The organism is Hafnia alvei (assembly GCF_900095695.1).
GTDB classification, from domain to species: domain Bacteria; phylum Pseudomonadota; class Gammaproteobacteria; order Enterobacterales; family Enterobacteriaceae; genus Hafnia; species Hafnia alvei_B.
Window position 1 is genome coordinate 168,489 of sequence record NZ_FMIQ01000006.1, and the last position, 13,259, is coordinate 181,747.

General features: G+C 39.1%; 11 protein-coding genes and 1 pseudogene. 3 read left to right on the forward strand and 9 right to left on the reverse strand.

The window, feature by feature from the left end; genetic code table 11:
* Positions 1-217: 217 nt before the first annotated feature.
* From BN1044_RS02285 to BN1044_RS02325, 9 genes and pseudogenes are all read right to left on the reverse strand, one after another.
* Positions 218-614, reverse strand: a pseudogene (locus BN1044_RS02285) (tyrosine-type recombinase/integrase); the annotation flags it as partial.
* 144 nt (positions 615-758) lie between these two features.
* The gene (locus BN1044_RS02290) at positions 759-1,841 is read right to left on the reverse strand and encodes an acyltransferase family protein (RefSeq protein ID WP_072307387.1); all 1,083 of its coding nucleotides are present in this window, start codon (positions 1,839-1,841) and stop codon (positions 759-761) included.
* A 796-nt stretch (positions 1,842-2,637) separates the two neighbouring features.
* Positions 2,638-4,458 (reverse strand): acyltransferase family protein, encoded by a 1,821-nt coding sequence (locus BN1044_RS02295; protein WP_302622576.1) that lies wholly within the window; start codon positions 4,456-4,458, stop codon positions 2,638-2,640.
* Positions 4,459-4,925: 467 nt separating this feature from the next.
* The gene (locus BN1044_RS02300) at positions 4,926-6,569 is read right to left on the reverse strand and encodes an acyltransferase family protein (RefSeq protein ID WP_081329520.1); all 1,644 of its coding nucleotides are present in this window, start codon (positions 6,567-6,569) and stop codon (positions 4,926-4,928) included.
* Complete coding sequence (locus tag BN1044_RS24160) at positions 6,470-6,715, reverse strand: acyltransferase family protein (RefSeq protein WP_072307390.1); 246 nt, start codon at positions 6,713-6,715, stop codon at positions 6,470-6,472. The genes BN1044_RS02300 and BN1044_RS24160 overlap by 100 nt, the downstream gene beginning before the upstream one ends.
* A gap of 694 nt (positions 6,716-7,409) precedes the next feature.
* The gene (locus tag BN1044_RS02310; protein ID WP_072307391.1) at positions 7,410-7,856 is read right to left on the reverse strand and encodes a VOC family protein; all 447 of its coding nucleotides are present in this window, start codon (positions 7,854-7,856) and stop codon (positions 7,410-7,412) included.
* A 610-nt stretch (positions 7,857-8,466) separates the two neighbouring features.
* On the reverse strand, positions 8,467-8,727 hold the full coding sequence (locus BN1044_RS02315) for a DUF2545 family protein (protein WP_072307392.1): 261 nt from the start codon (positions 8,725-8,727) through the stop codon (positions 8,467-8,469).
* Positions 8,728-8,846: 119 nt separating this feature from the next.
* Positions 8,847-9,191: a GlpM family protein gene (locus tag BN1044_RS02320; protein ID WP_072307393.1), complete on the reverse strand. Its 345-nt coding sequence runs from the start codon at positions 9,189-9,191 to the stop codon at positions 8,847-8,849.
* 128 nt (positions 9,192-9,319) lie between these two features.
* On the reverse strand, positions 9,320-9,544 hold the full coding sequence (locus BN1044_RS02325; RefSeq protein WP_072307394.1) for a DUF2594 family protein: 225 nt from the start codon (positions 9,542-9,544) through the stop codon (positions 9,320-9,322).
* 605 nt (positions 9,545-10,149) lie between these two features.
* Here BN1044_RS02325 and uvrY point away from each other — a divergent pair.
* Genes uvrY through pgsA form a run of 3 tightly spaced genes read left to right on the forward strand, consistent with a single transcriptional unit; the run spans position 10,150 to position 13,237 of the window.
* The gene (uvrY, locus tag BN1044_RS02330; protein ID WP_025801666.1) at positions 10,150-10,806 is read left to right on the forward strand and encodes a UvrY/SirA/GacA family response regulator transcription factor; all 657 of its coding nucleotides are present in this window, start codon (positions 10,150-10,152) and stop codon (positions 10,804-10,806) included.
* Positions 10,799-12,631 (forward strand): excinuclease ABC subunit UvrC, encoded by a 1,833-nt coding sequence (gene uvrC / locus BN1044_RS02335; RefSeq protein ID WP_072307395.1) that lies wholly within the window; start codon positions 10,799-10,801, stop codon positions 12,629-12,631. Before uvrY ends, uvrC begins: the two co-directional genes overlap by 8 nt.
* A 57-nt stretch (positions 12,632-12,688) precedes the next feature.
* A complete protein-coding gene (pgsA, locus tag BN1044_RS02340; RefSeq protein ID WP_025801668.1) occupies positions 12,689-13,237 on the forward strand; it encodes a CDP-diacylglycerol--glycerol-3-phosphate 3-phosphatidyltransferase in 549 nt (182 codons plus the stop codon).
* Positions 13,238-13,259 lie beyond the last annotated feature (22 nt).

Genomic DNA, 13,259 nt, shown 5'->3' on the forward strand with positions numbered 1-13,259 from the left:
TAGATCATCAGATGAGTGGCCGGCGGTAATTCTCTGGGGCAGATATGGGACTCACTGTGTTTTCATGCATCTTCAATGGCTTTACAACTTTTCCGTCTTGGGGCGTGTGAGCGGCGGAAGATGCGGTAAGTCACTGGTTTAAAGGTAGTTTTACTCACTCTTAATCAATTGGCAGGGAGGGGCGAACCCGCCACGACCCACCAACAAATTCAATTAGTTACATCACTTCTTTCAGTTCCACCATCTCCCCTTGTGTCGTATTTGTGCTGTAAACTCCAAAAACAACGGCGATTTGGTTAGCGTGCTCCGTTAGATGATTAGGTGACAGATGTGCATATCTGAGAACCATTTCTACAGACTCCCATCCACCCATTTCTTGTAGTGCGGAGATAGGAACGCCAGACTGAACTAACCAACTTGCCCATACGGAGATCATGAAAACGTAAGTCTTCTATACCAGCCCTCTTGAGTGCCGATCGCCATGCTTTATTGCTATCGACTCGCATTTTGCGTAACTTCGGAGCAACTTCACCGCTAGTTCGAATGCGGGAATCCTCATGTACGAATACCCACCTGTGATATTTACCAATCTGACAATCAGTATCAGCTAGGGCTGGTGTTGAGTGCTGTAGTGCTAGTTATTACAACAGGGTATCTTTTATGGGGGCAGTGTTCATAAATAAACTCAATAACAGCAATAATCCAAATTTATTTGATGGTTGCCATGTGACAACCATTAAATTAAATTTGGATAAAAACTACTTTGTTAATATATTTAAACTGTTTCTTTTTGCTATCTTCATAAACGGTACCTCTATATATTTATTTGTAATATGCGATGTAATAATAGTAACGATAATCGCGCTTATAATAAATGTATTATTAATAAATATATTTCCAAAGTCAATTACTCTGGAGCTCCCTTCATAATGGCTGAAATTCACACCAAGAGCTTTACCGATTAATATTGATAATAAGACAAATGCATATAATACAAGTGCATGAGTTAAATAGATAGAATAAGAAAGTTTTCCTATGTATTTTAAAAGCCTGTTTATTATTATCTTTGAAATAACCCCAGCATCATGACTAAATACTACTATTGTAATGAGGAAACTAGCGGCTACACAAAAGTATTTGTAACTATAATCCTGACTAACAGCAAAATAACAAATTATTATCATAGGCAGTTCCATATATGGCAACGCTTTAATCTTATCTCTGAAATAAAATGCTAATGCACCCAAAGGGATACCAGTCATGCCTCTAATTATGTCATTTGGATATGATGCTCCGTGTTGATAAAGCGATATGGAAATTGAAAATAATAAAAAGGCAAACGATGATGACTTATAAAATTTCCCTGAAATCAGGATCCACAAAATAATGTACATATAAAATTCAATGCTTATACTCCATGATGGATAAAGGAATCCATCACTTTTTACCCACGAAAACCACGCCTGAGTTAAAGTGTAATAATAAGGTATAAACTCAGGGGACGAACCTCCGGTGAATGGAGTAGCCCCAAATTCGATGCCTAGTTTCTTATGGGCTATGTATTTTAAAATTTCAGTTAAAATTGATATTGTCATTAATATGAAAAAAAGAGGGTATATTCTAAAGAAACGACTTGTTATGTATTCCTTGAATGTGTTAGAGCTATTTGTGTATTTCATTGCTATAACAAAACCACTTAGGATAAAAAAGAAATCTACAAATATAAATGCATTTCTTGAAATTGATAACTCAGTAATCGTGCCTGATACTCTTATATGAAAAAACATTACTAAGATTGCGCAAATACCTCTAAAAATGTCTAAGGATTCAATTCTTTTCATTTTAAAATGCCAGTCTATTTTAATTAATGGTGATGCACATGACTTGCCAAGAAGCAAACTATAAGGCTAGTCTGCTAGTGAAATTACTATGCAAATACAAATGATCTCTGTAATAGATAGTAGTCTGTTAGCCCTGAGGAAAACATACTATGCTAGTGTAGCACTTGAGAGGCATGTGATCAGCTATTGAACGCATGCTTTCTTTGTTAGTGAGAGTACTATTGTGCGATAAATGAATTAGCTTAAACTAGCAGCTACGTTATTAAAGGCGTATACCATGAGTCACCATTTTCTATCGTTCTAAATTTACTTTTCGTGGCTAGCAACTCAATAGTTGTAGCTATCCAGTTGTTGTAGATGATTACCTTAACTTTGTAGCTGGCATCTACAAGTGTGGTAGAGGATAGGAAAAATTATTTTTAGTCGATGGGTTTTCTTTTTGGTTGAAGCAGTAATTCTCAATTTTTTGTGTACTTATCCTTTCCTACGATTTTTGTATTGCGACCTACGCTCTGTTCTATTAAGTCTTAGTCAAGAAAGCAAGCGTTCTGCCTTTAGTGACAGACGGGTTTGTGGGGTGATCAAGATAGTCGTAAATTTAAGGTTAATTTCCATTTTTGTGTTATTAGGCGGGGCTGGTGGTATGTGCTAGCCGAAAGTCGTGGCATTTTTTGCAAAGGTATTATAAGAAAGCACAAAAGGGTCTTCAGGTAAGAGTTTACTCAAAAAATTTAGCAATGACGTAACTTTTTTGGCTAGATAGACATGGTTATGAATCCATGCCTATCTAGTATTATTAATTTTTCATTGCATTTATTATATATTGAGTGTACTTATTGGCACCATATTTAGTTAAATGCGGTCTGATAATCACTGGCTCGCCATTTTCAATAATTGTGCAACTATCGTTTTTGCACTGTTCATCTTTGATAGATATAAACTTAACGTTGTGATATTTTTCTGCAACTCTTGATAAAAGAGCATCTAAATTTACTTTTGACTTCGTCAGATCCCTCGAACTACTCTCTGATACTGGGCATTTTCCTGAACTTAGCATGTTGGATATAAAATTTGATTTTAATCCAATATTATTTAAGATGCATGTATAAGGGTTGTAACTAGGCTGGTGATATGTTCCGATAATGTAAATTCTTCTATTCTTGTTTATTGATGCGAGCTCTGATATAAAAGTCTCTACTTCTTTTTTTGCATCATCATATCCAAGTTCACCTAAATAAATATCCCATGACTGTGATATTAATAATGGCGTATTTGTATCGCTCGTTAGTTTTTTCTTTAGTAAAAATTTCATTCGTTGGCAGCTAGGACTGCCAACATATTTTGATGATAGCATCGATACATTGCAAGATTCGTTTGCATATACATCAAAGCTAATCCCACGTTGTTCCATGGCTTTGACATACATCAGCGCGTAGCTATCTCCGGTTAATATATACTGTGGAGAACCATTTGCATGATTTATCTCAATTGGATTGTTTTGGATATTCCTGTATTGCATCCAAGGATTATAATATAAGTTATAATCACTCGCTCTCTCCTGCGCTTTTTTATCAACCCTAGATCCTATTCCATCTATTGATACAACCTGACAAGCAGCAATTGCTATAATATAGAAAGGGAGTATATGTATAATCTTAGCTCTTCTTTTTTCAATAAGATGGTAAGATATAAATGATAGTATGAATGTGATAATAATAAATGATGGGAATGATAATACTTCATTTAGTTTTCTAGCGAAAACTAATACTGGCCAATGGAAAAGATATAACGAGTAAGACAAGCTTCCAACTTTCTGTGAAAAATAATTACCTAGAAGCCATTCTTTATCGTTTCTTATAGAGAGAACTAATGCTGTAAATATCACTGGTAATGCGGCGTAAAAGCTAGGACATGGCGTTTTACTGCTGAAAATCCAAATTGAAGATAACACTATAAAAATAGACGAATAAAAAACAATCCGTTTTATTTTTACTGAGGCTTTCAATGGGAATAGATAAGCTAGACCCCCGGCCATCATTTCCCAGCCTCTTGTGTGAATCATAAAATAAGATTCACTTGCGTTAGTTTTTGTTATGTAACATGAAAGAATAAGAGATACCAAAAGCAATGAAAGTATAAAATGTTTTAAATGGGTTTTTCCAATGAAAATAGAGGCCAGCAAAACTATTACAGGATAGATAATGTAGAACTGCCACTCAACAGAAAGAGACCAAGTATGAAGCAAAAACTTTTCCAATGAATCAACATCAAAATAACCTGATTCACTAAAATAAGTTATATTTGATATAAATAGCAATGAGTCTCTAGCATGTTTTCCTATTTTTTGATAGTCATATGGTTCAATTATAAAATAGGCGATAAAAACAACTATTGAAACCATTAAAGTTAGCGCTGGTATAATTCTTTTGCACCTTGCTGCATAGAATTTTATAAGAGAAAAACTCCCACTATCAATCCCTCTGTAAATTATTGATGTCATCAAATAACCAGAGATAGCGAAAAATATATCTACACCAACAAACCCAGCAGGCATCCATGTAGGATTGAAATGAAATACCATTACGGCGATGACAGCTAAAGCCCTGAGACCGTTAATGTCATACCTGAAGTTACTGCTTAATTTTCCATTTTCATATAAATTATATAGTTAGAATTACCATAAGTTTATCATCTGGAGAGCATCTGATCAGCTATTGATCGCATAGAACCCTCAGTAATTAGGGTGTCATCGTGTGAATTGTTTATGTTTGGCTGTTTATTTACAAATTTTTATTTCCTTTAAAGGCTCTCCATCCTCTTGAGTCAGACTGTATCGATAAGCCTATAAGTTTTGATTAAGTGTATTGCTCTAGCACTGATGTACTCAAAGGTGTTCTACTTGTTATAGATAGTTTAAGAAAACTGGTTTCGCATCTCTTTGAATACTGGTTTTGGGGTTTAGAGTTCACAAAGCTTAGTAAAACAGATAAAAGCATCACTACCAGCCCTTTCCTAGTGATGCCAATATACATGGAGATATAAATGACCGCGCAATCACTGAGCTGTAGCCATCATTTTTACATTTTATATATGTGGTATTATTTTATCTGCTCCATATTGTGTAAAATGATCTTTATCGAACATGAAAGGGATCCCTGATTTTGATATCATTTCGTTTTCGTTAAACAACTCGTAGACATTAATATACGGAATCCCTTCCTCTTTTGAATAGTTAGCTAAAAGGTCATTGAAATCCGTTGTTTTTTTATCGATGTGAAGCTTGTATTCAGTGGGGTCGCTTTTTATCGCTACCTGATAAAATGGCGATTTAAAAACTGGTGTTTGACCAATGATGGATAAATTATCAGTGATAGGTTTAAATTTTTGAGTAATTAATGATATACCAACTTTGGCATCGTGAGGCCCTGCAGTTAACCAATAAGCCGAGACAATAACCTTATCGAATTTTTTGTCTTCAATATAAGTATCATAAATGTAATTCATCATATCAGTGCATCTGCTGGCACCTAGCGAGTTGGGCCAAGGATGACATCCAGATGCGGTAGCTTGAATAATGTTATATCCGGGATAGAGGTTTTTAATTGCTAGCGAGTATTGTGCCGCATGGCTATCACCAATGAGAAGTATGTTCTTCTTGTTAGGTTCATATTTTAAGCATCCATCCTTATCGAAATCATCAAATGATTTGTTAACACTTGTCAAAAAACATAAATGGGGTTTAGCTCCAAATTGTTTTTCTGATTGAGGAGAACCACCATAATTTTTATACGAGTATAACTTTTCAATTTTTTTATTCATAAAGTAGTTGGCTGGAGCTGCTAATGAATAAAATACTATAGGCGCTATAACTAAAATCTTAGTGTTATCTCCGTTGAATCTTTCAAGGAATCGGTGAGACAAATGGGCTAAAGCAAACGAAGCGAGAATTGATAGCGTTATAGTTTGTGGGCTAAATTCAATTTCATTATTTACTAAATAAGAGAATACAATCCAATGCCAAAGATATAGAGAGTAAGATATTGTGCCAATGTATTGAAAAATAAAATTCTTAAGTAGACTTTTAGAATTATCTACTTGTGAGTAGATAATAAGACCAGCACCAAGAACTGGCAACGCTGTTCTGATATCAGGCCAGTTTTGTGGGTTTGCTAAGAAAAATAATGAATAAAAAATTAATATAAGTCCAGAGATCTCAATTACTCTTGGGTTTAGTTTTTTTTGTTGCGGCAATAGTGAAATTAAGGCCCCAAACAATAACTCCCAAGACCTGCTAGCAATTCCATAAAACGACGTATTTTTATCCTCACTATAAAAGTATAGGCAGAAATACAATGATATTGTGAAAAGAACAATGTAAAGTGCAATTAAACTACGTTTCCCAAATATTTTAAAGTACAAGAAGGTAAGTATTGGGAATAGTATGTAAAACTGCCATTCAACAGATAACGACCAAGTGTGTAGCAACCATCTGCTATCTGAAGACACATCAAAATATCCGGAATTGTACATGTAGAAAATATTTGATATGAACAAAAGCGCATATTTTGACTCATTGAAAAAATCAGTCGATATAAATGGAGAACCAGTAAAGTATAAAAACAGATATGTTATTGCGATTGTTGAAATAATGCTGGATATATTCTCGAAAATCTGCTTTTGTAAAAAGAATATATCCCAATAAGCCCTGTGTCTAATTTTTTTAGATATATTTTAGACATGAGAAATCCAGAAATAACAAAGAATATATCAACGCCAGAAAATCCACCGTTCAATAATGGTACTTTAAAATGAAATAAAACAACCATCATTACAGCTAAGCAGCGTAGTCCATTTATATCATATCTGAAATTCATCTTTGTCTCGTTTAATCAACCAATAAAAAAGTAGCACTAAAAAATGCTACTTGAACTAAACCAATAAACAAACCAAAAGGCGAGCGATATTTTATCAGTATCGTAACCATATATCCACAAGCAGATAGTTGTATAAATATTCACTGATTAAATTATTTGTTCAATATATGAACTGAAGTCGCCCTGTTTACGGGAGTGTGGTCGTTGCTGGGGCGTCCTGTGCCGATTGTTATTGAAACTACAGCCATTTAGCTCATGCTGAAAACTACAATGACGTGAAGTTTGTTGCTGAAGATGGAGGATTCGATGCATGTGGCTAATGACATATCGGTGAGCATGTTTGATCCTAACTCGTGTATGTGGGGTAACGAGGACAATCGTTGAGCACTCGATAGTCGGCTAGGCTTCGGCAATTCTCTGTGTTGTTTCTGTGTAGCGGCTGTTGGATATGACAAATAATTAGTATGGTATGACGCCGCGAGAATGCAGTAGCTGTCTTTAGAATTAATCGGCTATTAGCTTTTGGCTACAATTTAATCAATGGGCGGCGACTTGAGCTCACCACGGTCCACTGAGAAACCCAAAGGCTTGCGATAACTCGCAGGCCTTGTTTATTGGGCCGTGCAGCAGCATTTTCCCAGGAAAACGTCTATTTGCTTTTATATCACAAGGGTGACGAGCGGAAACATGTTTTCTAGATCTTCTGTGCAATGTCCCAAATAAAGCCAAAGGGATCTTTCACGCGTGCTTTTAAATCACCCCAGAACATTTCTGCTGGTTGATTCAATATGGTGGCTCCGGCTTTTTGCATACCATCTACTAGCGTTACTGCATCATCAACGTACATATAGAAAATGAATGGTGTCGAAGAGCCTGATGTTTGTGGGCTGCTTAAGTCAGAGTCCCAGCCTTCCTTATTAATCGTAAAATTCGTACCACGGTAGCGAATACGAGCAAACAGTAACTCACCATCGTCCCCCTCAAGTTCGGCAATCGCCACCATGCCCATAGCATGAGTATAAAAATCAACGGCTGCGCTGACATTGGGAACGTTAAGCGCGGTGGTTAGCCAAGTGAGGCCCATTCCTTCCCACGGATGTGTACGATCTTCAATATTGTTGAACCAGGTGAGTTTATCCATTTTTGTTTCCTTCAAAAATTAGCTGTTCAATATTTATATGTAGGCGTCCATCCATTGAAGCGTTATCGCCTACAACAACGATATTCTATCGAGTTTAAAAAAATAACACTGTATATAAAAACATGTAAAAGGTTACTTTTTGTTGCTAGATTTGTCTGCTTTTTTTAGCGGATGATGAGTAATCCTAAGTATGAAAGCGTATCAAGGGAATTCATCGTTTTTTGTTCATAGAGCGTTTAGTCGGCTGTCTATATAGTGCGTTGGCGTTCATATAAAGAGCTAACGCCGCGAAAAGCGAGCGCCGGAGATAAGCGCCGGATTGAACGTTGTTTATTGATGCGCAGGCTGTCATTTCGTAAAGAGAGCATCTATTAGTTAACTAATGACTAAGTGCAATAGCAATAATTGTTAATTATAACATACGGTATTATGACATAGTGATTTGGCCCCGTTAAAGAGCTAACGCCACCGAGAGTGAGTGCCGGAGATAAGCGCCGGGATGGGGCCGAAGTTAACAAAATAAGGCCACCGAAGGGTGGCCTTATTTTTTTGTATGTGGCAAGTCTAAAACTCATTTCAGCCGAAATTTACCATAGTAATAATATTCCTTTTATTCATCACCATTGTGTGTTCCATAGCTAGTGGTAAATACGATTAACGCTCCTGCAATAGGTGCTAATAAAGTGGATATTCCTGCCGTGAGTTCAGCGCCATCAGAGATATACAATGCTCCGAAGTAAAGAGCAGCAGCTAGGATCGCCATGCCAAGGCCGCTGAGTACCGCGTACATTGCACCTCGGCGAGAATATGCAAACAAACTAACGGTAAGGATGGCGAGTAACAGGATAACAAATCCGTAGAGGGGTTCCATCGTCAAGCTCCTTTAGCTAAGTTTCCTGTTTACATGATGGCTTTTAATTTGCATCAAAACATTAACCTTAGTCATGAGATGTTTGATTTTATTGACGATAAAAAATTTAGTGTAGGTCATCACCCAACGCCGGGAAATTTATTCCACAACGTCACAAGGGCCCAAGCAGAGCCAACCCAGCAAAATACGGCGATAATGAGGGAAAATGAGAGGCGCAAATGCGCAATCAGAAAATAGAGGGATAAAAGATAGATAAAGTAGGGGATGATAGCCCATATGCCAAAGATGATGGTTGAGCGCAACGCTTCAATAGAGCGTTCTGTACCAACGATGTAGTGGGCAATAAGAGCAAAGGTAGGAAAAAGAGGAATTAAGCCAGCAATATAGTAGTTTTTACTTTTAGCCAAAATAGCAATCAGCAAAACGACTGATGCACCCAATAATGCTTTGAACAGCAATCCCATCTTCAGCCACGCTCATTTTCATATAATTACGCATTATCATTGCATAATAAAGCAGGGCGAAAAACTATATCAATACAGAACAGCATAAGATTTGGCCTACAGCGCGGTGTAAGCCAAATCTAGGCAGATTATTGGCGGTAGGCGTGTTTAATCTGGCAAATAGCGTGCTTGAAAGACTCTGACTGAGAGGCATCTTCGAGCTGGGCCGCAAATTTTTCCATGTTAATAATAACTTTACCCGCATCGGCTTGGCCCATGGCTTTTAACATGAAGGTCAGAGTGGCTTTTAAGCACGCGACTTCATTGGCCAGAGATTCGATAGTGGATTCGGTTGAGAAATCTACGTTGCTCATATTGTACCTTTAGTGGTGTGTTTTGCCCTAAATGCATTTAAATTGGTCAGCGCATGGGAAGAACTGTTCATCAAGGGCGGATTTTTTAAGCCCAAGAGTATACCACAGGTTAGAAACTTTGAGGATGGATGAGCACGATTGCTTTTATCAAATCATCGGTTTAACTTTTATCTGCTGATGAGTTAAATAGTTTCAATCGGTTAATGTTTGTTCTGGGTGAGTAAAATATATTCAGATTGTTATTGGTAATAATAGATTTCATTACCAAGACGATATTTTCGGTTGGAGACTGTACGCGTGTATAGCAAAAAAACTATTAACTTCACGACTTGTTTACGTTTAATTATACAAAGATATTGTTAATGTTGATTTATTATTAACTTATTGATTTTTTTGTATATATTTTCACGTAATCTTCTTTCTTATTCACTAATCATGCAGTTTTTTCACATGAGAATGGTTGTGAAATAGAAAACTGTATCTTCAAGAAGATAAAATCAGTATTAAGCGATTAAACTATTCATTCTTGCTAAAAAAAACAGTATTATCGAAGCCTACTGGCAATAAAAACATGTCATTAATTCCTTCTTTGGGGAGACTTTTCTTTGATCAGCGTTCTTCTTGTTGATGACCACGAACTGGTGCGCGCAGGGATTCGACGCATTCTTGAAGATATCAAAGGGATCAAAGTTGTTGGTGAAGCACAATGTGGCGAAGATGCTGTCAAGTGGTGCCGCAGTAACAGCGCAGATATCGTATTAATGGACATGAATATGCCAGGCATTGGCGGGCTTGAGGCGACGCGGAAAATATTGCGTTATAACCCCGATGTCAAAGTCATTATGCTAACGATTCATACGGAAAATCCGCTGCCGGCAAAGGTTATGCAGGCGGGGGCGTTTGGGTATTTAAGTAAAGGTGCCGCGCCGCAGGAAGTGGTGAACGCGATACGGGCCGTTCATTCAGGGCAGCGTTACATTGCGTCTGACATTGCACAGCAGATGGCTCTGAGCCAGCTGACGCCGCAGACAGATTCGCCGTTTGGTTGCTTATCCGAACGCGAACTCCAAATTATGCTGATGCTTACTAAGGGCAGCAAAGTGACGGAGATTTCTGAACAGCTCAATTTGAGCCCGAAAACGGTAAATAGTTACCGCTATCGTATGTTTAGCAAACTCAATATTAACGGTGACGTCGAGTTGACTCATTTAGCAATTCGCCATGGATTGTGCAATGCAGAGAACCTGTTAAACAGTGACTGAACGTTTTGATTCTGTAGAGTTTCTAAAAACGGTGACCAATCAGCCCGGCGTCTATCGTATGTATGACGCCACTGAGACGGTTATCTATGTCGGCAAGGCCAAAGATCTCAAAAAGCGTCTATCGAGTTATTTTCGCCAAAATGTGGGAAGTCGCAAGACGGAAACGTTGGTTAAAAATATCGCTCAGATAGATGTTACCGTAACCCATACGGAAACAGAGGCTTTGCTGCTTGAGCACAACTATATAAAGCTTTATCAGCCGCGTTATAACGTATTGTTGCGCGATGATAAATCCTATCCTCTTATTTTCCTCAGCGCTGACAACCATCCACGGTTATCCATTCACCGTGGGGCAAAGCATGCGAAAGGGGAATATTTTGGCCCGTTCCCCAACTCCTATGCAGTGCGTGAAACTCTCGCACTTTTACAGAAGCTTTTTCCTATTCGCCAGTGCGAAAATAGCGTCTATCGCAACCGCTCACGCCCTTGTCTGCAATACCAAATTGGTCGTTGTTTAGGACCCTGTGTCAAAGGTTTGGTGAGCGATGAGGAATATGAGCAGCAGGTAAACTACGTTCGCTTATTCTTGTCCGGCAAAGATAACCAAGTGCTCGATTCACTTGTTGTTCGAATGGAAGAGGCTAGCCAAGCGCTCAAGTTTGAAGAGGCAGCCCGGATCCGGGACCAAATTCAGGCGGTAAGACGCGTTACGGAGAAACAGTTTGTTTCTGGCAACAGTGATGATCTTGACGTTATTGGTGTGGCGTTTGACTCGGGTATGGCGTGTGTACATGTACTCTTCATCCGACAGGGTAAAATATTAGGCAGCCGTAGCTATTTCCCTAAAGTACCCAGCGGGACTGAACTGAGCGAAGTGGTGCAAACCTTCGTGGGGCAGTTTTATTTGCAAGGCAGCCAAATACGTACGCTACCGGGCGAGATTTTGCTCGATTTTTCGCTGCCTGAAAAAGATATTCTGTCTGACTCTATTTCAGAGCTTGCTGGCCGCAAGGTTAATATTCAAACACGGCCGCGAGGCGATCGCGCTCGCTACCTAAAATTAGCGAAAACCAATGCGCAGACGGCATTGATCACGAAGCTTTCTCAACAGTCGACTATTCATCAGCGGCTGACTGAGCTTGAGAAAGTGCTGCATCTGTCTGATATTCGTCGTATGGAGTGTTTTGATATCAGCCATACTATGGGTGAAGAAACCGTTGCTTCTTGCGTCGTCTTCGATCAGCACGGACCGGTTCGTTCTGAATATCGACGCTACAATATTACCGGTATTACGCCGGGTGATGACTATGCGGCGATGAATCAGGTATTGCGCCGGCGCTATGGCAAGGCGCTTGAAGAAGATAAAATTCCAGACGTTATTTTTATCGACGGCGGTAAAGGTCAGTTAGGGCAGGCAAAAGATGTTTTTGCTGAACTTGATGTGCCTTGGGATAAAAACCGGCCTTTATTGCTGGGTATCGCGAAGGGCAGCGATCGTAAAGCGGGTTTAGAAACGCTTTTTTTGCAACCGGAAGGGGAAGGCTTCTCATTGCCGCCTGATTCTCCGGCGCTGCACCTGATACAACATATTCGCGATGATTCCCACAATCATGCGATCACGGGTCATCGTAAGAAACGTGCAAAGGTGCGCAACACCAGCTCTCTTGAAACTATAGAAGGCGTTGGGCCAAAACGTCGTCAAACGCTTTTGAAGTACATGGGTGGTCTACAGCCTTTGATGAATGCAAGCGTGGAAGAAATTGCAAAAGTGCCAGGTATTTCACAGGCTTTGGCAGAAAAGATCCACAATGCATTGAAACACTAGGGGCATTGTAGCAACATACAAATAATATCCACATATGGAAGATAGTTACCTCACGCTATGCGATTAAATATACCGACCTTACTCACTCTGTTTCGCGTTGTCCTGATCCCATTTTTTGTTGTGGCGTTTTACCTTCCGTTTACCTGGGCTTCTTTTGCCTGCGCATTGATTTTTGTGTTTGCCGCGGTAACGGACTGGTTTGACGGATTCCTCGCCCGCCGGTGGAAACAAACAACGCGCTTCGGTGCATTCCTTGATCCAGTTGCTGACAAAGTGATGGTCGCAACGGCGCTGGTACTGGTGTGCGAGCATTATCACGTTTGGTGGATCACTTTGCCTGCTGCGACGATGATCGCTCGTGAAATCATTATTTCGGCGCTACGCGAATGGATGGCTGAAATTGGTAAACGCAGCAGCGTTGCGGTTTCTTGGATCGGCAAGGTAAAAACTTCTGCTCAAATGCTGGCCTTAGTGGGGCTGTTATGGCGTCCAGATACCTATGTGATCATTGCGGGTGTCATCGCACTGTACATTGCAGCAGTACTGACATTCTGGTCAATGTTCCAATATTTGAACGCTGCGCGGAATGATTTGCTCGAACCGTGATCGAAATGCGTTAAAAATCAGC

Coding starts and splice junctions, on each gene's coding strand:
- BN1044_RS02310 (WP_072307391.1), bottom strand. CDS start 7,856: ATGGATAAACTCACCTGGTTCAACAATATTGAAGATCGTACACATCCG.
- BN1044_RS02290 (WP_072307387.1), bottom strand. CDS start 1,841: ATGAAAAGAATTGAATCCTTAGACATTTTTAGAGGTATTTGCGCAATC.
- BN1044_RS24160 (WP_072307390.1), bottom strand. CDS start 6,715: ATGAATTTCAGATATGATATAAATGGACTACGCTGCTTAGCTGTAATG.
- pgsA (WP_025801668.1), top strand. CDS start 12,689: ATGCGATTAAATATACCGACCTTACTCACTCTGTTTCGCGTTGTCCTG.
- BN1044_RS02320 (WP_072307393.1), bottom strand. CDS start 9,191: ATGGGATTGCTGTTCAAAGCATTATTGGGTGCATCAGTCGTTTTGCTG.
- BN1044_RS02315 (WP_072307392.1), bottom strand. CDS start 8,727: ATGGAACCCCTCTACGGATTTGTTATCCTGTTACTCGCCATCCTTACC.
- BN1044_RS02325 (WP_072307394.1), bottom strand. CDS start 9,544: ATGAGCAACGTAGATTTCTCAACCGAATCCACTATCGAATCTCTGGCC.